The 19,859-nt window shown below is 60.6% G+C and carries 15 protein-coding genes and 1 pseudogene; 1 reads left to right on the top strand and 15 read right to left on the bottom strand.

All coding sequences use genetic code 11. From position 1 onward, the window contains the following. Positions 1-9: 9 nt before the first annotated feature. The 4 genes from LGH82_RS03615 to LGH82_RS03600 form a co-directional block, all read right to left on the bottom strand. Positions 10-1,134, bottom strand: coding sequence for a molybdopterin-binding protein (locus LGH82_RS03615; RefSeq protein ID WP_227347328.1), 1,125 nt, complete (start codon positions 1,132-1,134; stop codon positions 10-12). A gap of 99 nt (positions 1,135-1,233) precedes the next feature. Beyond that, the gene (locus LGH82_RS03610) at positions 1,234-2,070 is read right to left on the bottom strand and encodes a substrate-binding domain-containing protein (RefSeq protein WP_227347327.1); all 837 of its coding nucleotides are present in this window, start codon (positions 2,068-2,070) and stop codon (positions 1,234-1,236) included. Positions 2,071-2,090: 20 nt separating this feature from the next. Next, positions 2,091-2,813 (bottom strand): ATP-binding cassette domain-containing protein, encoded by a 723-nt coding sequence (locus tag LGH82_RS03605; protein ID WP_227349470.1) that lies wholly within the window; start codon positions 2,811-2,813, stop codon positions 2,091-2,093. Between the two features lie 2 nt (positions 2,814-2,815). Next, on the bottom strand, positions 2,816-3,508 hold the full coding sequence (locus LGH82_RS03600) for an ABC transporter permease (protein WP_227347326.1): 693 nt from the start codon (positions 3,506-3,508) through the stop codon (positions 2,816-2,818). Between the two features lie 85 nt (positions 3,509-3,593). Between LGH82_RS03600 and LGH82_RS03595 the strand changes: the two genes are divergently transcribed. Next, the gene (locus tag LGH82_RS03595; protein ID WP_227347325.1) at positions 3,594-4,478 is read left to right on the top strand and encodes a helix-turn-helix transcriptional regulator; all 885 of its coding nucleotides are present in this window, start codon (positions 3,594-3,596) and stop codon (positions 4,476-4,478) included. A gap of 98 nt (positions 4,479-4,576) precedes the next feature. Here the strand turns inward: LGH82_RS03595 and metB are convergent, their stop codons facing one another. The 11 genes and pseudogenes from metB to LGH82_RS03540 form a co-directional block, all read right to left on the bottom strand. Then, the gene (gene metB / locus LGH82_RS03590; protein ID WP_227347324.1) at positions 4,577-5,737 is read right to left on the bottom strand and encodes a cystathionine gamma-synthase; all 1,161 of its coding nucleotides are present in this window, start codon (positions 5,735-5,737) and stop codon (positions 4,577-4,579) included. Positions 5,738-5,772: 35 nt separating this feature from the next. Beyond that, entirely contained in the window at positions 5,773-6,405 is a 633-nt protein-coding gene (locus tag LGH82_RS03585; protein ID WP_227347323.1) for a peroxiredoxin, read from the bottom strand. 32 nt (positions 6,406-6,437) lie between these two features. Continuing rightward, positions 6,438-8,159: an NADPH-dependent assimilatory sulfite reductase hemoprotein subunit gene (locus LGH82_RS03580; RefSeq protein WP_227347322.1), complete on the bottom strand. Its 1,722-nt coding sequence runs from the start codon at positions 8,157-8,159 to the stop codon at positions 6,438-6,440. Positions 8,160-8,166: 7 nt separating this feature from the next. Next, positions 8,167-10,014: an assimilatory sulfite reductase (NADPH) flavoprotein subunit gene (locus LGH82_RS03575; RefSeq protein ID WP_227347321.1), complete on the bottom strand. Its 1,848-nt coding sequence runs from the start codon at positions 10,012-10,014 to the stop codon at positions 8,167-8,169. A gap of 905 nt (positions 10,015-10,919) precedes the next feature. Beyond that, positions 10,920-12,575 carry a phosphoglucomutase (alpha-D-glucose-1,6-bisphosphate-dependent) gene (gene pgm, locus LGH82_RS03570; protein WP_227347320.1) on the bottom strand — a complete coding sequence of 552 codons (1,656 nt, stop codon included), beginning with the start codon at positions 12,573-12,575 and terminating at the stop codon, positions 10,920-10,922. 16 nt (positions 12,576-12,591) lie between these two features. Beyond that, on the bottom strand, positions 12,592-14,703 hold the full coding sequence (tkt, locus tag LGH82_RS03565; protein ID WP_227347319.1) for a transketolase: 2,112 nt from the start codon (positions 14,701-14,703) through the stop codon (positions 12,592-12,594). 108 nt (positions 14,704-14,811) lie between these two features. Beyond that, entirely contained in the window at positions 14,812-16,467 is a 1,656-nt protein-coding gene (gene pgi, locus LGH82_RS03560; RefSeq protein ID WP_227347318.1) for a glucose-6-phosphate isomerase, read from the bottom strand. Continuing rightward, complete coding sequence (tal, locus tag LGH82_RS03555; RefSeq protein ID WP_227347317.1) at positions 16,464-17,567, bottom strand: transaldolase; 1,104 nt, start codon at positions 17,565-17,567, stop codon at positions 16,464-16,466. Before tal ends, pgi begins: the two co-directional genes overlap by 4 nt. A gap of 1,011 nt (positions 17,568-18,578) precedes the next feature. Next, a pseudogene (locus LGH82_RS03550) lies at positions 18,579-18,809 on the bottom strand (hypothetical protein); the annotation flags it as partial. Positions 18,810-19,003: 194 nt separating this feature from the next. Continuing rightward, entirely contained in the window at positions 19,004-19,315 is a 312-nt protein-coding gene (locus LGH82_RS03545) for a cupredoxin family copper-binding protein (protein ID WP_227347316.1), read from the bottom strand. Positions 19,316-19,326: 11 nt separating this feature from the next. Next, positions 19,327-19,851: a DUF4142 domain-containing protein gene (locus tag LGH82_RS03540; RefSeq protein ID WP_227347315.1), complete on the bottom strand. Its 525-nt coding sequence runs from the start codon at positions 19,849-19,851 to the stop codon at positions 19,327-19,329. Between the last annotated feature and the right edge of the window lie 8 nt (positions 19,852-19,859).

The following is a 19,859-nucleotide window of genomic DNA, read 5'->3' as shown; positions in this document are numbered from 1 at the left end:
GTCCTTGTCTCAGGTCATGCGCAGTGGAAAGGCTTCAACGGGCATTCCAGCGGCATATCCCTCATTGTGGCCGGCTATGGCAAGCCATGCATCGGCCATGCGAAGATGGTCCAGCGACAGATCGCCAACGCCGAGTGGGATCCAGGCAGACCTTTCTTGTCTGAGCAGCGCGATCTCGGTAATGCCGACGGCTGACGATATCTTGCGCGCCAACGGCAGCACTGTACCGGACCTGCCTGTGCGATCGGTCAGACGGTCAAGTATTGGCTGCAGCAGCGCATGATAGGCCGCTAAAGCCTGATCCGGCGCGCCGGGCAGCGCTATGATCGGATGGGCGCCCAGTTTGCCGATCGCCGCAGTGCGGCCGGGTCGAAGCGCGATTCCGTGCGCAATCAACGCGCCGCGCGTCGTCAGCGCCTCGGCGGTGGCGTCGGAACGACCAAAGCCGGTGCCGCCGACGGTAACAATCAGGTCGCATGGGTGGGCATCGAGCGTATCGGTGATCGATCGTGCATCGCGCGCGGTAGTTTCAACCGAAACGCGCGCTCCCGCCGCCCGCACCAATTCGGCGATGAGTTCCACCGTCAGCAAATTGCCATCGATTGCCGCCACATCGATCAGGCGGACATTCGGCGAACGCACCGCAACCGTCTCAAATCCGGCGGCGCGAGCGGCCAGAAGGTCGATGGCAGACAGGGGGCGGCCGGCGATTGTGGCGGGCCGGCCAGCGGCGATGTCCTCGCCGGAACGACGTGTGCCCTCGCCGGGAATCGCATCCGCGAAGGCTTGCGAGATTGGGCCTGCGCACTCGACCAGATTTGCTTCCAGCACGCAGTCGCAGCCATCGGGAAGCGCGTCGCCGGCTTCGACCCACACCGGGGCGCTCATCAAAGGAACCGGCGAATAGGACGATGCGCCGGCAAGATCGAGCGAACGCAGCGCCCAGCCGTCGATCACGGCCTTGTTACGCTCAGGCAGCGGGTTTGCAAGCACTGCCATTTCAGCGGCGATACGCCCCCGCGCCTGCGCAAGCGGCACGGATGTGAGGGCGGCCGGAACCAAGCCGTCGAGCAGTTCGGCGAGCGCCGATTCGAGGCTGGTCAACGTGCCGTTCGAAAGTTGCGTTCTGCTCATGCCCAATGATGGGCCAGCTGTGATCCGTATTGCAACTGTCATTGACCCAGGTGAAACAGTCCTCCCGCCCTCAATGTAGGGATTGGCAGAGTGACCCGACTAAGACGGGTCGCGGCTGGCGTTGGGAAAGAACAATTGCTTTCCGTCGATCTGATAGTTGGCGATCGCTTTCTGCCCTTCCGCAGATACCAGATAGTCGATGAAGCTCCGGCCAAGGTCGGCCTTCACTGTCGGAAATTTCTTCGGATTGACCAACATGACGCCATATTGGTTGAAGAGCCGCTTGTCGCCCTCGACCATGATTTCGAGATCGCCACGATTCTTGAACGAGAGCCACGTCCCACGGTCGGAAAGAACATAGGCGTTCATGGCGCCGGCGGTGTTCAGCGCCGCGCCCATGCCTTGTCCGATGTCGCGATACCACGCGCCCTTGGCCGTATCGATGTCGACGCCCGCTTCCTTCCAGAGCTTAAGTTCGGCGCTATTCGTGCCGGACTTGTCGCCGCGAGAAACGAACGGCGCTTTTTTGATGCGGATTGTGTCGAAGGCGGCGGTGATATCCGTGGTTCCCTTGACGCCGGCCGGATCGCTCTTGGGGCCGATCAGCACGAAATCATTATACATCACGTCGAAGCGCTTCACGCCAAAGCCCTCTTCGAGAAATTTCAGCTCCTGCTCCTTGGCGTGCACAAACACGACGTCAGCATCGCCACGACGCGCAGTGTCGAGCGCCTGGCCGGTGCCCTGCGCAATGACCTTCACGTCGATGCCAGTTTTGGCCTTGAAGATCGGTAGAAGGTAGTCGAACAAGCCTGAATCCTGCGTCGAGGTGGTCGAGGCGACGACGATGGATTTGTCCTTCGCAATTGCGGCGACACTGCCGAAAGAGAGCAAAGCGAATGCGGCTAGGGCGGAAAAGAGACGGCGGTTCAACATGATAACTCCTGGTATGCCGGTCAGATGACGAGATCGCCGCGAATGAACGCGGCAGCCTCCGGGGTTGAAGGACGGTCGAAGAAATCGGCGGCGCCGGCGCGCTCGCAAAGGCGTCCACGGACAAGAAACATCACCTCGCCGGCCAGCCTTCGCACCTGGCCGAGATCATGCGAGGCCATGACGACCTTGATGCCGGATTGCGCCACCATCAGCACGATCTCCTCGACGCCGCGGGCCGCTGCCGGATCGAGATTGGCGGTAGGTTCGTCTAGCAGCAGCAACTCTGGTTCGCGCGCCAGGGCGCGAGCGAGCGCCACACGCTGCTGTTCACCGCCTGAAAGTCGCCTGGCCGGGCGGTCGGCAAGTTCCAGGAGCCCGACGCGGGCGAGCGCTTCTTCCATGCGCGCCTTGCGAAGGCTTCGCGGTATACCCGCCTGCTTCAGGCCATAGGTGACGTTGGCTGCGACCGAGCGGCGCAGCATGACCGGACGCTGGAACAGCATGGCCAGGCGGCCGGGGCCCACCGCATCGCGCCCGCCCCAGCTAACTCTGCCTTCTGAAGGAGCAACGAGGCCCATGCACAGTCTGAGTAGCGAGGTCTTGCCCGACCCGTTCGGCCCGACGATGAACGTCGGCGCGCCGGGCGTGATGGTAAGGCTCAAGCAATCGAGAATTTTGGTGGCGCCGGCGCACAGCGCTACGCTTTGCAACGTGACGGGGAGATCGCTTGACAGGTCTCGCATCATCAGCCCGCCCTTTGCTCGGACCATGCACGGACTGCCCAGGCAGCGGCGTTGATCACAAGGATCAACGCGATGAGGATAAGCCCCAATCCCATGGCAAACGGCAGATTTCCCTTCGAAGTCTCAAGCGCGATCGCGGTAGTCATGGTACGGGTGTAGCCGTCAATGTTGCCGCCGACGATCATCACGGTGCCGACTTCGGCGGCGGCACGACCAAACCCCGCCAAGAGTGCGGTGATGAGACTGAAGCGGCTGTCCCACAAAAGCGTCGCCATGCGGTCAGCCGGCCCGACATTCATCGCCGTCAGTTCGTCGCGATATTCGCGCCACAGATCCTCGACTGTCTGGCGCGTGAGCGCGGCGATAATCGGTGCCACCAGCAGCGCTTGAGCGATGACCATGGCCAGTGGTGTGAACAGGATGCCAAGAACGCCAAGCGGCCCCGAACGCGATAGGAGAAGGAACACTGTCAGGCCGACCACGACCGGGGGCAGGCCCATGAAGCAGTTCAGCAGCACGATCAGCGCCGTACGACCGCGAAAGTGCGTCAACGCAAGCATGGCCCCGAGCGGCAACCCGACCACAACCGCGATCGCCACCGCCGACAGGCTGACGACTAGTGACAGCCGTACAATCGCGTATAGCGCGGGGTCACCGCCGATAATCAGCTGCCAAGCGTCAAGACTATCCGGCATTCTCGCCTCCGCGGGCTTTGTCTGCAATGATTCCTGTTCTGTCAAACGATTGAAACCAACCCAAAATATGCATATTGATGCAGGTATGGACCTGTTGACCACAGCCGAAGCTGCCGACTATCTCCGGCTCGGCGAACGCAAGCTCTATGAACTAGTGGCAGGCAACGCGATTCCGTGCAGCAAGACGACTGGAAAATGGCTGTTTCCGCGTCATGAACTTGACCGCTGGGTGCTGTCCGGTCTGCGACGGCCGGAGGGAATGATCCCTGCCGAAGCCCCGCCGATCGTCGGTGGCAGCCAGGACGATTTGCTCGAATGGTGCCTGCGGCAGTCCGGTTCGGGTCTGGCCTCGCTGAACGAAGGCACCGGGGGTGGCATCGCCCGTCTGCTGCGTGGCGAGATCGTCGCTGCCGCCATTCACTTTCATGGCGCAGGCGATGGCGAAGAGCCGGCCAATGTCGTGGCGGTCCGGGCCATGCCGCGTCTGCATGACGCAGTGCTTGTCGCGCTGACGCGGCGCGAGCAGGGACTTTTACTATCGCCGGGCAATCCGAAAGGACTTCAGAGCTTTGGCGACGTTTTGGCCACGAATGCGAAAATGGCGGTCAGGCAGAATGGGGCTGGAGCACAAATGCTGCTCGACATTTTGCTGACCAGGTCAGGGGCAGCCCAATCCGACTTGAACCGGCTCGATCCGCCCTGCCTGACCGGCCCCGATCTCGCATCCGCCGTTCGTGCCGGCCAGGCGGATTGCGGCATCGCGACGCGCGCTGCGGCACGTGCCTCCGGCCTCGATTTCGTGCCAATGGTATGGGAGGATTTCGACCTGCTTATGCGCCAGCGCGCCTACTTTCAGTCACCGCTGCAGGCGTTGCTACGCTTCATCGCACGGGGCGACCTGGCAACGCGCGCGGCGGAGCTCACCGGCTACGACGTGACGCTGGCGGGGACCATCCGCTTGTCTACCTGATGGGAGCTCTCGTCAGGCATAGGATGCATCTATAAGCGTTATTTAAGATCCGCTGCCGATCACTTAAGACAACATTGCTAGAATAGAGTCTGCAGATCTTAACCAGCAGCTTTGGAAAGGGCTCTCTCAAGATCGGCGATCAGATCAGTCTCCGCTTCGAGGCCAACCGAGAGCCGCAACAGACTGTCGCTGATGCCTGCCACCCTGCGGGCGTCGGCGCCCATGCCAGCATGGGTCATGGTCGCCGGATGCGCCACAAGGCTCTCGACGCCACCAAGGGACTCGGCCAGCGTGATGACTTCGACCGCTTCGACGAAGCGCCGAACCGCCTCCGCGCTTCCAGCGAGTTCAAAGCTCAGCATGGCGCCGAACCCGGCTTGCTGACTTTTGGCGATTGCGTGACCGGGATGGGATTCAAGCCCCGGATAATGGACGGCGCTGACTTGCGGCTGCTTTTGTAAGAAAACGGCCACTGCCGCCGCGTTGGCTTGCTGCCGCTCGATACGCGGGAACAGCGTGCGAAGGCCCCTGAGCGTTAGGTAGGCATCGAACGGCGCTCCAGCGACACCGGTGATCTTCGCCCATTCGCCGAGTGCCTCGACATCGTGCTGTCGCGCCGCGATGACGGCGCCACCCACCACATCGGAATGGCCATTGAGGTATTTGGTTGTGGAGTGGATGACAAAATCCGCACCCAGCGCGATCGGTCGCTGCAGAGCGGGCGACAGGAAGGTATTGTCCACTGCAACCTTCGCGCCGACAGCCTTTGCCTGAGAAGCGATCGAACGGATGTCGACGACGCGCATCAGTGGATTGCTGGGTGTCTCGATCAGCACGAGGGCCGGCTTCTTCGCCAACACCGCCGACAGAGCTGCTGCATCGCCCTGGTCAACGAAGAGCACATCGAAATGCCCTTTGTCGCGGCGAATTGAAAGCAGCCGGTAGGTGCCCCCGTAGCAATCATGCGGCGCAACGACGAGATCGTCTCGTCTCAACTGCCCCAGCACCAGATCGACCGCGGCCATGCCCGAGGCGGTGACGACAGCGCCGGCACCCCCTTCCAGCTTGGCCAGTGTTTCGCCCAGCATGTCCCGGCTCGGATTACCGGCGCGCGTGTATTCATAACGCCCTGCCTGCTCATAGCCTGGGAAAACGAAGGTGCTCGAAAGATAGATCGGCGGCGTGACTGCGCCGAAGCCGCTGTCGGCGGCGATGCCGTTCGCCGCCGCGATGGTCCGAGGATCTCTGGGCTTGGTCATGAACGCCTCACGCGACAGGAATAAGGTTTTGGAAATTAGCCCTGCAATTGGACCATGCGCAGATAGGGGCGCAGTTCCTGCCAACCTTGGGGGAACCGCTCTTTCGCTTGCTCATTGGAGAGACTTGGCGAGATGATGACCGGCTGGCCCGGCTGCCAGTTCACCGGCGTCGAGACCTTCTGATTGTCGGTGAGTTGCAGGCTGTCGATGGCGCGCAGGATTTCGGAAAAATTGCGGCCGGCGCTCGGCGGGTAAGTCAGGCTTAGACGGATTTTCTTGTTTGGATCGATAACGTAGACGGCGCGCACTGTCACGTTCGGGTCAGTCTCGACGTGGATCATGCCATAGAGATTGGCGACCTTCTTGTCGGTGTCGGCAAGCATCGGGAAGTTGAGCGCCTGCCCCTGCGTCTCCTCGATGTCCTTTTCCCAAAGAGTATGCGCCTTGACGTCGTCGACCGAGAGGCCGAGCGGCTTGACGCCGCGTCTGGCCCATTCCGGCTTGAGGCGGGCGACCTCGGCCAGTTCCGTGGTGCAGACCGGGGTGAAATTCTTCGGATGGCTGAAGAAGATGCCCCACGAATTGCCGAGCCATTCGTGGAAGTGGATTTTCCCTTGCGTGCTTTGCTGCTCGAAGTCTGGGGCGATCTGGCCAAGTTGCAATGACATGATTTTGTCCTTCCTGTTTTGATCTTGAAGCGTCAGTCGTTGAAATGCCGGCCTTCCTTGACCTCCGCGACATACCCAGCGCGAATGGCGAAATCGCCGAAACGCTCGTCCGGTCGCCGATCCCCAGCAAAATGCGCGATCACCTTCCCGAGCATGTCCAGAATGGCGGCCTCGCCGACGTTTTCGAGAACCATCTTGTTCAGCCGCTGGCCGTGAAAGCCGCCACCGAGGTAGAGATTGTACTTGCCAGGCGCGCGGCCGGTCAGGGCTATCTCGGCGATGTAGGGACGTGCGCAGCCATTGGGACAGCCGGTCATGCGAATGGTTATCGGCTCTTGCGCCAGACCGTGTGCGGCCAAGATCGTGTCGATCTTGCCGATGAGGCCGGGCAGATAGCGCTCGCTTTCGGCCATGGCGAGACCGCAGGTCGGCAGCGCCACGCAAGCCATCGAGTTCAGGCGCAAACCGCTTGCCTTGTTGAGGATGTCGAGCCCGAATTCCTTCATCAGGTTTTCAATGCCCGGCCGTGCCTCCGGCGCGACATCGGCGATGATCAGGTTCTGGTTCGGCGTGATGCGGAACGTCCCCTGATGGATGCGGGCGATGGCGCGCAGCCCATCCATGACCGTGCCGATGACACGGCCGTTCTCGATAAAGAGCGTGCAGTGCTCGCGCCCGTCCTCTCCACGCGTCCATCCGATGGGGTCGCCATTCGATATGAATTGGTAAGGCCGGACAGCCGCCAGCGGAAAGCCGAGTCTTGTCTCGATCTCCGCCTTGATCCAGTCGAGGCCCTTGTCATCGATGGTGTATTTGAAGCGGGCGCGGCCACGATCGACCCGGTCGCCATAGTCGCGCTGCACCTGCATGACCGCGTCACAAGTCTGCAGCACCTTGTCGACACCGACGAAACCGATCACATCGGCCAGTCTCGGATAGGTTTTGGGCGCCTGATCGGTGCGGCCCATGCCGCCGCCAATGGCAATGTTGAAGCCCTTGAGCTTGCCATTGGCGGTTATGGCAATGAAGCCCAGATCCTGCGCATAGACATCGATGTCGTTGATCGGCGGAATGACGAAACCGATCTTGAATTTTCGCGGCATGTAGGTGCGGCCATAGAGCGGTTCTTCCGGCCCAGAAATCTCCGCGCGCTCCTCGCCATACCAGATCTCGCGGTAGGCCCCGGTCTTGGGAATGGCATGGTCGCTGGCGCGCTTGGCCAAGGCGTAGACCTCGGCATGCAAGGTGGAGAGCCGCGGATTGACGGAGCACATGACGCCGCGGGAATCGTCGCCGCAGGCAGCCTTGGTGTCCAGGAGCACGTCGCGCAAACCTTGCATGGTCGCGCGCAGATTCTGCTTCTTGACGCGATGCAGCTGGAACGTCTGCCGCGTCGTCAGCCGCAGCGTCTCGCCCGCGTAGGCGCGCCCAAGCTCATCCAGCTTCAGCCATTGGCTGGGGCTGCAAACGCCGCCCGGCAGACGGATGCGGGCCATGAAGGTGTAGGCCGGCTCAAGCTTCTGCCGGCGGCGCTCATCGCGGATGTCACGGTCGTCCTGCTGGTAGAGGCCGTGAAATTTCATCAGCTTGACGTCGTCGCCAGGCACGGCGGCGGTCAGTTCTTCGACAAGACCGGCCGCTATGGTGCCGCGCAGCTGGTCGCTGTTTGCCTTCATCCTCTCGTCTGCCCCAAGTTTTTCCAGCGGCTGCGAGAGGTCCCGGCTACGTTCCGTGTTTGACTGGTGCACTGTCATACGAACCTCAGTAGACATCGATCTGGTAGCGGTGGTCGCGCTGCAGGCTGCCGAGATAGTCGGCGGCTTCCGCCTTGCCGCATGCGCGCTGCTGTTGCACCACGCCAGCCAGGGCGGCATGCACGTCGGGAGCGAGATGCGTGCCGTCTCCGCAGACATAGACATGCGCGCCCTCCTCCAGCCAGGCATAGACATCGCGCGCGTGCTCAGTGAGGCGGTGCTGGACATAAGTCTTGGTGTCGCTGTCGCGAGAGAATGCAACGTTCATGCGGCTGAGCGCGCCATCCTTCAGGAAGCTCTGCCATTCGGTCTGGTAGAGGAAATCGCTGCTGAAATTACGCTCGCCGAAAACGAGCCAGGATTTGCCCGTGGCTCCCTGCGCTTCGCGCTCCTGCAGGAAGGCACGGTAGGGCGCGACCCCGGTGCCCGCCGCTATCATGATGATGGGCGTGTCAGCGTCGGGCAGGCGGAAATGTGGATTGGCCTGGATATAGACCGGTATCGTCGTATCCGGTTGGCCACGTCCGGCGAAGTGACCAGAAGCCACACCGGCGCGCGGCTGGCCATGCAGATCATAGCGCACTGTGGCGACCGTCAGATGCGCTTCATCGGGCACGGCGGAAGGACTCGACGCGATCGAATAGAGCCGTGGCTGCAGCGGCCGCAGGCCTGCGGCAAAGGTTTGTGCATCAATGCCCGGCACGGGGAAGTCGCGGACGATGTCGATGACGTGGTGGCCGCGCAAAAACGCAGCGCGGGCCTGAAACTGCTGCTCGCCGCGCAACTCCTGAAGCTTGCTTGCGCCAGTAAGTTCTGCCCATTGGTCGAGGAAGCGCGGCGTGGCGGCGGTGATTTCCAGCTGCTCGGTCAGCGCGACACCGAGCGAGGTCGTGAGCCCCTTGACGGACAGGCTTGCATCGCCTCCTAGCGACAGCCTGCTCAACAGCATTTCGACCAGGGCCGGATCGTTACGCGGCATGACGCCGAGTGCGTCGCCCGGTTCGAAGGCGAGTCCCGAGTCAGCCAGCGACAGTTCAATGTGCCGGGTTTCCTTGCTCGATCCGCGTCCGGTCAGGACAAGATTGTCAATGATCGCTGCCGGGAATGGTTTGCGTTTGTCGAATGCCGGCGTGTCCGTCACGGCAGCGGAAGAAGGGCTTACAGTGCCGGCTGCCTTTGTCTGCAAGCCTGATCCTGATGCGGCTGGCGCGAGCTTGGCGACAGCAGCCGCGATCCAGCCAGCGGCCTGGTCCTCATAATCAACGTCGCAATCGACCCGATCCTGCAGTCGCACCGCGCCAAGTTCGGCAAGTCGCCGATCGAGACGCTTGCCCGCTTCGCAATATCGTTCATAGGTGGAATCGCCGAGCGCAAGCACGCCATAGCGCACGCCTTCAAGGCGCGGCGCTTTGCGGCTCTCAACGAATTCGAAGAAGCCCATGCCTGAAAGCGGTGGATCGCCCTCGCCATGGGTGCTGGTAACGATCAAGATGTCCTGCTCGTCCTTGAGCTTGCGCGGCTTGTAGTCAGCCATGTCAACCAGGATTGGCTCAAGTCCTTGCCTGCGGACGGCTTCGCCAAGTGTCCTGGCGAGACCGGAACTGTTGCCGGTCTCGCCGCCGAACAGGATCGTCAGCGATCGCGAGGAAATCGCTAGCGGCACGCCCGACACTGAGTGGTCAGATTGTGATGGAGAAGCAATGTCTCCGAGCAGTGAGCGCACGCCGTGATCGATCCCGGCCAAATAACCGCTGATCCAGAGCCCTTGTCCAGGCTTCAGCGAGATCGTCAGGGCGTTAATTCGTTCCCATTGCTCGGCCGTAAAGCCTGGGCCTGGAAACTCGAATGCCGCCATCTGATCACTCCTTCGGCACAGTCCTGCCTGTGCTTTTTTGCCCGATTAGGGAGCGTCGCGGAACTCGCATCCGAGAGCCCTGCCGGCTGCCAGCTGCGACCATTGCATCCGAATTTTGGCCAAGACAAACGAATGATATTGTTGGTTTGATGCAATAATTTTGCTGCAAATAACTGTTGAAACGCCCATCCTGTGGTTCCCTCGATCACGTAGCGTTCCTTCTAAAAACGATGCGTCCCGTGGTCGAAAAATGCGCTTGGCGGGATTCCAGTTTTGCTGTGCCGAGATAACGTACGCACCTAACTTGCGTGTTTGTGCGTGCTTAGCTGCGCAAGGACACCCGGTCGGTCGAGAACTCTCGCTGCAGCAGCGGCGAGAGGCTTTGGCAAGTCTGGCGGCCGGGGAAGCGAGGCGCGACGTGGGCCACCCGCTACAATGTCAGCAGCAGCACGATTTCACGGCTGCATCCCTAGCCCTGAACGTGGCCTTTGTCGCAGCGGATCTGCGCAGTGTTACTTCTTGGCCCGCCAAGCTACGGCCTGCTTGAATGCCTGTGCGGCCGCGCCGCACATTCGCCGGGACGGCCATTGACCAAGAGATGACCGCCGCCATTTTTCGCTCAGCCCACGCTTTTTTGGCAAAGAAAGCGACTTCATAGGGATGGTCGACGGATCCTGACTCAGGGATTGCATCAATCTGCTGGTTGCTCATAGAGAAACGGTACACCCGCAGGGAATGGGGGCTATATCAATTGTTGCTGATGGAACCAGATTGTCGGCGTGAATTTGTGGCGCGATTGGCCGGCCCCCATCGGTTGATCCAAGTTGAATGTAGTGCGCGTAATCTTCATATGTTAAATACAATGCGTTTCGACGCAATTTTGCTAGAGCAACCGCCCGGCCAATTCAGGTCCCTTCGACTGCACCCAGCGCATGGTCGACGATCGTCTGCGCCTCGGCCAGGATGGCGCGCAGATGGTCCTGTCCGCGAAAACTCTCCCCATAGATCTTATAGACATCTTCGGTGCCCGACGGCCGTGCGGCAAACCAGCCATTTTCCGTGATCACCTTCACGCCGCCGATTTCCGCATTGTTGCCCGGTGCGCGGCTGAGCACCGACTGGATCGGCTCGCCAGCCAGGGTCTTTGACTTGACCTGCTGCGGCGAGAGCTTCGACAGTTTTTCCTTTTGTGCCGCAGTCGCGGCAGCCTCGAGCCGGTCAGCGACTGGTTCGCCGAATTCATCGGTCAGATCGTGATAGACCTCGTCTGGATCTCGGCCCATCCTCGCCATGATCTCCGCCGACAACAACGCCGGGACGATGCCATCCTTGTCGGTTGTCCAAACGGCACCGTTTCGGCGCATGAACGTCGCTCCAGCGCTTTCCTCGCCGCAAAACCCCAGCGAGCCCTCCTGAAGCCCCTCGGCGAACCATTTGAACCCGACCGGCACTTCGTACAGCCTGCGCTTCAGCCTGGCGCTGACGCGATCGATCATCTGGCTGCTCACCACAGTTTTTCCAACGGCTGCGTCCTTGCGCCATTCGGGGCGATGTTGGAACAGGTAGTCAATCGCCACCGACAAGTAATGATTGGGCGGCAGCAGCCCGACGTTGTGCGTGACGATGCCGTGCCGGTCGTGATCGGTGTCGCACGCGAAAGCGATGTCGAATTGATCCTTCAGGCTGATCAGGCCTTGCATGGCGTAGCATGAAGACGGGTCCATGCGAATCTGGCCATCCCAATCGACCGTCATGAAACGAAAGGTGGGATCGACCTGCTGATTGACGATGGTCAGGTCAAGTTTGTAGCGGTCGGCAATGGCGGGCCAGTAGTGGACGCCTGCGCCACCGAGCGGGTCGACGCCCATGCGAACATGCGCTCCGCAAATGGCGTCCATGTCGATCACGTTACCGAGATCATTCACGTAAGCGTTCAGGAAGTCATAGACATGGACTGTCGACGCATGGAGGGCCTTCTCGAACGGCATCCGCCGTACGTCTTTCTGGCCGCTGCCAAGCAGCTCATTGGCCTGTTTTTCGATCCAGCCGGTGACGTCGGTATCCGCCGGCCCGCCATTGGGCGGATTGTACTTGAAGCCGCCGTCGCCGGGCGGGTTGTGCGACGGCGTGATGACGATGCCATCAGCGAGCCCGGTCTTGCGGCCGTTGTTGTAGTTGAGGATCGCATGGGAAACGGCCGGGGTGGGCGTATATTCGCCACCCGCCGCCATCATCACCTCCACACCGTTTGCGGCAAGCACCTCAAGGGCGCTCGCAAAGGCTGGTTCCGAAAGCGCATGGGTATCGATGCCGACGAATATAGGGCCATTGATGCCCTGTTGCTTGCGGTACAGGCAAATGGCCTGGCTGATTGCCAGAACATGTGCTTCGTTGAATGTTTTCTCGAATGCCGATCCGCGATGCCCGGATGTCCCAAATGCCACCCGCTGCAAGGGGATAGAAGGGTCTGGCGCCTGACTGTAATAGGCAGTGACGAGCTTGGCGACATTGACCAACATGTCGGGCTGGGGCGGCTTTCCGGCCAATGGACTGATTTTCATGATCGTGCTGATTGCCTCAATTGGTGAAGGCTACGTTGGTTGACGAGCTTGAATGCCGGCCCGCGATTTGCGCCTTGGCTGCCGCAACGACGTGTGCTGGCTCGAAGCCGAAGTGTTCTGCGACAACTTTCGATGGCGCTGACAAGCCGAAACTGTGCAGAGCGAGGATAGCGCCGTCGAAACCAGTATAGCGCTCCCATCCGAAACCGGACGCTTCCTCCACAGCCACCCGAGCCGTTACAGCGGGCGGCAGGACTGTCTCGCGATAGTCTTTCGGTTGGCTTTCGAACAATTCCCATGACGGCATGCTGACGACGCGTGCCTTGATGCCCTCAGCTTTCAGCCGTCCATATGCCGCCACGCAAAGCGCGACTTCGCTGCCGGTCGCCAGCAGCAGGACATCGGGCTTGCCGTCGGGAGCATCGGCCAGCACATATGCGCCCTGCGCCACGCCGCCTGCGCTCGCATAGGTCGAACGATCGAGCGTCGGAACCGCCTGTCGGGTCAGCACTAGGCAGACAGGCCTGTCCCTGAGATGCATGATAATCTTCCACGCCTCCACGACTTCGTTCGCGTCTGCCGGACGCAGCACCACCATGCCGAGCATGGCGCGGAACGACGCAAGCTGTTCGATGGGCTGATGGGTTGGCCCGTCCTCGCCGAGACTGATGGAATCATGGGTCCAGATGGAGATTAGCGGGAGCTCCATCATCGAACTCAGCCTCAGCGCCGCGCGGCAATAGTCGGTGAAGATCAGGAAGCTGGAAACGAACGGCCGGAGCTTCGACAGGCTCATGCCGTTGCCGATAGCGCACATGGCGTGTTCGCGGAGCCCAAAGTGGAAATTCCGCCCGCGATAGCTGACTGCCTGTTCATCCTCGGGCGCCTGAAAGTCGCCGGCAAAATCAAATTCGAGGTTCGTCTTGGTTGATGGCGACAGATCTGCCGCGCCACCCAGCAGCCATGGCATGTGGGACGCAATGGCGTTCAAGACCTGGCCGGATGAGTCGCGCGTCGCTATGCCTTTTGCATCGGCTCCAAAACTGGGCAGCGCGGCGTCCCACCCGGGGGGAACTTCGCGTCGCTGCATCCGATCGATCTGCTCGGCCAGGTCTGGATACTGCGCCCTATAAGCGCCAAACGACTTCCCCCAGGCAGCATGAGCGACCTCTCCACGCTTGCCCATATGCTCATGAAAATGCGCCTCGACGCCCTCCGGAATCTTGAAATCGGCGTGTGGGTCCCAACCGTAGAATTCCTTCGTCAGCCGCACTTCTTCGGCGCCCAGTGGTTCTCCGTGAGCTTTGTTTGTGTCGTGCTTATGCGGCGCGCCATAACCGATATGGCTTTGAACGATGATCAGCGTGGGGTGGTCGTTGCTGTCGATGAATGCCCGGCACGCCTTGTCCAACTGCACCAGATCGTTTGCGTCGCTCACCCGCGCGACGTACCATCCGTAAGCGGCGAAGCGGGTTGCGACATCCTCGGTGAACGTAAGGCCGGTCGGGCCCTCGATCGTGATGTGATTGTCATCGTAGATCCAGCAGAGATTGGACAATTTGAGGTGTCCCGCCAGCGATGCCGCCTCGCTGCTGATCCCTTCCATCATGTCGCCGTCGCTGCACAGCGCATAGACGTTGTGCGAGAACAGATCGTAATCGGGTCGATTGTAGGTGGCCGCCAGCCAGCGTTCCGCAATTGCCATGCCGACGCTTGTGGCGGCACCTTGTCCGAGTGGACCCGTGGTGGTTTCCACGCCCGAGGTCCAGCCATATTCGGGATGTCCCGTGCAATGGCTGCCTGCCTGACGAAAAGTCATGAGGTCGTCCAGCGTTACGGCAAGCCGTTCGCCCGTCGGATAGCCCGGGCCCTTTGCCTTGACGCCGCACAGGTAAAGCAGGCTGTAGAGCAGAGTGCAGGCATGGCCTGCCGACAGCACGAAACGGTCACGGTTCGGCCAGTCGGGATCGGCAGGGTCGTAGCGCAGGAAGCGCTGCCACAAGCAATAGGCCATCGGCGCGGCATCCAACGGCGTTCCAGGGTGACCGGATCTTGCCTTCTGAACCGCATCGATGGAAACCATCCGCAGCGTGTTGATGCAAAGCTGGTCGAGTGGCGTCGGTTTCATGGGAAATCCTTCGATCGGATTTATGCAACCCGATTGTCAAAGTGCTGGCGGGTTGGGTTGCAGGTTTGGTCAGGTCGGCGCGCCATCGGCGGCCAGGCCCACCGCACTTCACTTCTTTCGCTTCCGGAATCGGCGATAGCGCTCGATCAAAGCGTTGGTCGAGCTGTCATGTTGGAGGTGCGGAGTTTCGGAAGCTTCCAGTTGGGGGATTGTTTTCTCGGCCAATGCCTTGCCCAGCTCAACACCCCATTGGTCAAATGAATCGATGTTCCAGATGACGCTTTGCGTGAAGACGCTGTGTTCGTAGAGCGCCACCAGGCTGCCTAGGATCGTTGGGGTCAGGCGCTCGGCAAGCAAGGTATTGGTGGGGCGGTTCCCTTCGAAAGTGCGGTGCGGAACCAGCCAGTCCGGCGTCCCTTCGGCCCTGACTTCCTCTTCCGTCTTGCCGAAAGCCAGCGCCTCAGTCTGTGCGAAGAGATTTGCCATCAAGAGATCGTGGTGGCGTCCCAGCGGATTCAATGCCTGGCAAAACCCGATGAAGTCGCACGGCACCAGCTTGGTGCCTTGATGAATGAGTTGGTAGAATGAGTGCTGCCCGTTGGTGCCAGCTTCGCCCCAATAGATCGGTCCTGTTTGGTAATCGACTTTCGTGCCGTCAAGCGTGACGTGCTTGCCATTGCTTTCCATTGTCAGCTGCTGGAGATAGGCAGGAAACCGCTTCAGATATTGCTCGTAGGGAAGTATCGCGACCGTCTGCGCCTCGAAGAAATTATTGTACCAAACCGCGAGCAGGCCCATCAGCGCCGGTAGGTTCTGACCGAGCGGCGCGGTGCGGAAGTGATGGTCCATGTCGTGGAAGCCCGACAACATCGCCTGGAAGTTTTCTGCCCCAATGGCGAGCATGGTGGATAGGCCGATCGCTGAATCCATCGAATAGCGGCCGCCGTCCCAATCCCACAGCCAGAACATCTGCTCGGTGTCGATGCCGAATTCGGCAACCCCGTCGGCATTGGTCGAGACGGCGACGAAATGCCGGGCCACCGCTTGCTCTTCGTCTAATTTGCGCAGTACCCATTGACGTGCGGTATGAGCGTTGGTCAGCGTTTCCAACGTCTTGAACGTCTTCGAGCAGATGATGAACAGCGTTTCTTCAGGATTCAGATCCCGCGTCGCTTCGACGAAGTCGGTACCGTCGATGTTCGAGATGAAGCGGAAAATCATGTCGCGCCGGCTGTAGTGGCGCAGCGCTTCATAGGCCATGACTGGCCCAAGATCCGAGCCGCCGATGCCGATATTGATGACGTTGCGGATCGGCAGGCCAGTATGGCCGCGCCATGCGCCGCTATGAATCTTGTCCGTGAAATCGGCCATCTTGTCGAGCACCGCGTGCACTTCCGGCACGACATCGATGCCATCGACTAAAATTCGCTCGCCGACAGGCGCGCGCAGCGCCGTGTGAAGCACCGCGCGTTGCTCCGTCACATTGATTTTCTGACCGCTGAACATCGCTTCGATGCGCTCGCGCAACTTGCAAGCCTCGGCAAGTTGAATGAGAAGCCGGACCGTCTCAGTGGTGATGCGGTTTTTGGAATAATCCAGGTAGAGTCCGCATGCGTCGACAGCGAACTGCGTGCCACGCTCGGGATCGTCCGCGAACAGCTGTCGCAGATGTAACACGCGCACTTCCTGGTAATGCGTCACCAACGCCTTCCAGGCCGGAAGTTCCATGAGCGGCAATGCCCTGGTCGCAAGAGGCGCGCTCATGATCCGCGTGCCGAACCGGGAGAACTATGTAACTGCTCGCTCTTCGACGCAATCACCGCCATCAGATCAGTCCATGATTTGGTGAAGGATTTCGCGCCTTCCAGCTGGAGCTGCGCGGCTAGCGCCTGAATGTCGACGCCGGCTTTTGCGAAATCGCCAAGCACTATTTCGCTCTCGCCGCCATCCTCCCGCATGACGCCGCGCAACACACCCTCTTTCGAAAATGCATGGAGCGTCTTCTCCGGAATGGTGTTGATGGTGTCCGGTGCGGCGAGCGCTTCGATATAATAGGATGGCGGAAGCTTCGGATCCTTGGTTCCGGTGCTTGCCCAAAGCAGACGCTGGGAAAGTGCGCCGGCATCCACCAGCTTGCGCCACCCGGCAGAGGCAAGCCGCTCCCGGTAGGCTTTATAGACTTGACCGGATATGGCGATGCCGAGGCGGTTCCGCAGTGCTGAGGGAACCTTATCCATCACCGCCTTGTCCCAGCGGCTGACGAAGATCGACGCGACCGAGGCGATCTTCGGATCGAGTCCGGCATTGATCCGGCGCTGAATTCCTCGGCAGTACGCGTCGGCCGCCACGATGTAGTGCTCACGCGAAAACAGCAGCGTGACGTTCACGGGCACGCCAGCGAAGATCGATTCCTCGATGGCGTCAACGCCTGCGGGCGTGCCGGGAATCTTGATGAACAGGTTGGAACAGTGAGCCTGCGCGTGCAGCCGCTTGGCGGCCTCGACAGTGGCACCGGCATCGTTAGCCAGCAAAGGCGACACTTCCAGGGAAACCCAGCCATCGACGCCGCCGGTCGCTTCGTGGACCGGACGGAACAGTGCTGCGGCTTGCGTCAGGTCTTCCAGCGCCAATTCGAAGAATAGCTTCTCGCCGGCTTTCCCTTCTTTCCTTTTCTGGTGGAGGGCAGGATCGTAAGCCTTGCTGTTTCGAATGGCCTCATCGAAAATCGTAGGGTTCGACGTCAATCCCGTCACGGACAATTCGGTGCAGTAGCGCTGAAGGGTGCCGCTGCTCAGCAGATCGCGGGTGATGTTGTCCAACCAAAGGCTTTGGCCGAGTTCGTGCAATCGGGTTGTTGCGTTCATGGCGACCTCGCTAATGCCCAGGGAGCGGGATTGGGCGGATTGAGAAGCACGGAAAAATCGTTGGCGGCCCGGATCGCCGATGCGCTCGATGGTGATATCGGTGGGTCGTAAACCGCCAGGTTTTTGGATCGAGCGCGTAATGATCCAGGCACGGGAACACCGTCGTCAGACGATCCCCCTTTCATTGCTACCGGGATGTACAGCATGTCGTTGACTATGAGGCTATGCCGGGTCGGGCAGCGACGTATTGTGTCCAGCCTCTGCTGCTCGTAAACACAGACCAATAACCCGCCTTCCTCCGCCTGCCCAAGGCCGGAACGTGGATCTTGTGCGGCAGGGGGATCACATCGCCATCCGCGAGAATGAGGGTACCCCTGCGCAGACATGCGATGAGCTGGTCGACTGTCCGGGCCGATTCGCCCTCCCAGAAGACCGGCATGTCGAGCCGCTATGCCAGGCCATGACCCGTAGTGCTGGGAAGAGCTGCTATAGGCCAGATCACCCCTGACGCAGAAGAACACACGTAGGCATCCGATTGGGAGGCGGTCATTCTTAGCCCCCAGCGCTAGAGCTGGCTTTCCGGCTCGACCCACGAAGTGTAGCGCGCCATCGACAATAAATGCGGGGCCACAACCCTGTCCATGCGTCCCATTCCGCTCAAATTCCAAACTGCGGGGGCGGCGGAGAGCCACTCGGAGGCTGCTGACAACGCCCGTACGCTTCTGCTTGTGGCTGCAAATGGACGAGATATGCATATTGTCGGAACGGCCTTCGGCTCGACCCGTTCCTTCACAAATGCGTGGCCAACTTGGTTTCAAGTATTTGCGGGACGCGATCAGGCCGCATATCAGACATGGCCGCTCTGATAGGAGTGATGCGGCACCCTGTAGGCTTTGCAACTTCCGCAATGACTTTGCATTGAGGAGTGCGCTCTATTTGTATCCTGTATCCCATAAACGCCAAACGGTTTACGCTCGGTATTTGTTCCTCCGCTGCCTTGCCCGGCGCCGGTCAGGAAGCCAGCATTCCGGAACTGCCAGGGATGAGCCAAGGTCGGCCATCCAGAGGTGTCCAGTCTGTATAGATACCCACGAGGGAGCCAAGATAGGGCTTCTGGATCTCCAAGGAGCGCCGGAAGTCCAGATCTTCCACCTCCACGATTCCAGCATCAGGATTCTCGAGTGCCCAAACCATGCCTGCGAGCACAGCCGACGTAACCTGAAGCCCTGTAGCATTGTGATAGGTTATGTGTCACCAGGAAGGCGTGCTGCGCCGCATGGTAGGCGTCCGAGCGAGCGCAGCATGCCAACCTGAATGGCGCCGAAGCTGCCGCCGCCAGCAAAGACAAATGCGGTCTTTCCTTGTGCAACCTCCTTGGGCACAACGCACCTCCCAAATTGTGAAATCGCGGCGCCTGCCGCGATCCCACGCTCCTGCTACGGCGCCACCACGATGTGACCCTTCATGTTGGGGTGGAAGCGGCAGAAATAGTCGACCGCTCCCGCGGCCTTCAATGACAGGCTTGCGGACTTCTTCGGCGGGATCATCACCTCCCAGCCGCCCTTGACGGTCGCCGTGTGGGCGAACATGTCCTTGTTCACCCACTCGATCGTGTCGCCAACCTTCGCCTCGACCGTCGCTGGCGAGAACACCAGCTTGTCGATGGTGACCTGGATGGTTTCGGCTTTCACCGGCGCCGCAATGACTGTCAGCGCCAGTGCAATCCAAAGATGACGTTTCGGCACCATCAGCGCCGGCCTCATTTCAGCATACTGGCGACATGTTCGGCATGCTGCTCATGGCCCTGGAATATCTTCAGGCCGGTCTCCAGCAGGCTCTTCAACTCGGCATTGCTGGCCGACGGGATGAGCAGGGTTTCGAGAGCGCCGTCGACCTGCTTGTGATAGGCCACCTCATTGTCGACATAAGCCTTGTCGAAGGCCGCGCCCTCGAGCTTGGCGAGCTTGGCCCGCTCCTCCGCGGCGGCTTTGGTCAGCGCCTTGCTGGTGGCGTTGTCTTCCGGCGTCACCTTGAGTTTCTTGACCAGGTCGAGCGCTTGCACATTCACCGCCTCATGGTCGCGAACCATGTCCTTGGCGAAGGCGAGCACCTCCTTGTTCTTCGACTTCTTGAGCGCTTGCTTGGCCGCCTCGACATCGATCACGCCAGCTGTATAGGCGATGTGGGCGATCTGCGGGTCAGTTGGTTTGTCGGCGGCTTGCGCGAGCGGGGCAGTGCCAAGCAGCAGCAAGGCGGCCAGGGCGGCGGTGTGACGAATAAGCATGACATCTC

Origin of the sequence: Mesorhizobium sp. PAMC28654 (assembly GCF_020616515.1) — a bacterium.
In the GTDB taxonomy this organism is placed as follows: domain Bacteria; phylum Pseudomonadota; class Alphaproteobacteria; order Rhizobiales; family Rhizobiaceae; genus Mesorhizobium.
This window is presented reverse-complemented; position numbering and strand designations above follow the sequence as displayed.

Bases quoted from the DNA above. Each gene is read 5' to 3' on its own strand.
- LGH82_RS03615 (WP_227347328.1), bottom strand. From the start codon at position 1,134: ATGAGCAGAACGCAACTTTCGAACGGCACGTTGACCAGCCTCGAATCG.
- LGH82_RS03610 (WP_227347327.1), bottom strand. From the start codon at position 2,070: ATGTTGAACCGCCGTCTCTTTTCCGCCCTAGCCGCATTCGCTTTGCTC.
- LGH82_RS03605 (WP_227349470.1), bottom strand. From the start codon at position 2,813: ATGCGAGACCTGTCAAGCGATCTCCCCGTCACGTTGCAAAGCGTAGCG.
- LGH82_RS03600 (WP_227347326.1), bottom strand. From the start codon at position 3,508: ATGCCGGATAGTCTTGACGCTTGGCAGCTGATTATCGGCGGTGACCCC.
- LGH82_RS03595 (WP_227347325.1), top strand. From the start codon at position 3,594: ATGGACCTGTTGACCACAGCCGAAGCTGCCGACTATCTCCGGCTCGGC.
- metB (WP_227347324.1), bottom strand. From the start codon at position 5,737: ATGACCAAGCCCAGAGATCCTCGGACCATCGCGGCGGCGAACGGCATC.
- LGH82_RS03585 (WP_227347323.1), bottom strand. From the start codon at position 6,405: ATGTCATTGCAACTTGGCCAGATCGCCCCAGACTTCGAGCAGCAAAGC.
- LGH82_RS03580 (WP_227347322.1), bottom strand. From the start codon at position 8,159: ATGACAGTGCACCAGTCAAACACGGAACGTAGCCGGGACCTCTCGCAG.
- LGH82_RS03575 (WP_227347321.1), bottom strand. From the start codon at position 10,014: ATGGCGGCATTCGAGTTTCCAGGCCCAGGCTTTACGGCCGAGCAATGG.
- pgm (WP_227347320.1), bottom strand. From the start codon at position 12,575: ATGAAAATCAGTCCATTGGCCGGAAAGCCGCCCCAGCCCGACATGTTG.
- tkt (WP_227347319.1), bottom strand. From the start codon at position 14,703: ATGAAACCGACGCCACTCGACCAGCTTTGCATCAACACGCTGCGGATG.
- pgi (WP_227347318.1), bottom strand. From the start codon at position 16,467: ATGAGCGCGCCTCTTGCGACCAGGGCATTGCCGCTCATGGAACTTCCG.
- tal (WP_227347317.1), bottom strand. From the start codon at position 17,567: ATGAACGCAACAACCCGATTGCACGAACTCGGCCAAAGCCTTTGGTTG.
- LGH82_RS03545 (WP_227347316.1), bottom strand. From the start codon at position 19,315: ATGGTGCCGAAACGTCATCTTTGGATTGCACTGGCGCTGACAGTCATT.
- LGH82_RS03540 (WP_227347315.1), bottom strand. From the start codon at position 19,851: ATGCTTATTCGTCACACCGCCGCCCTGGCCGCCTTGCTGCTGCTTGGC.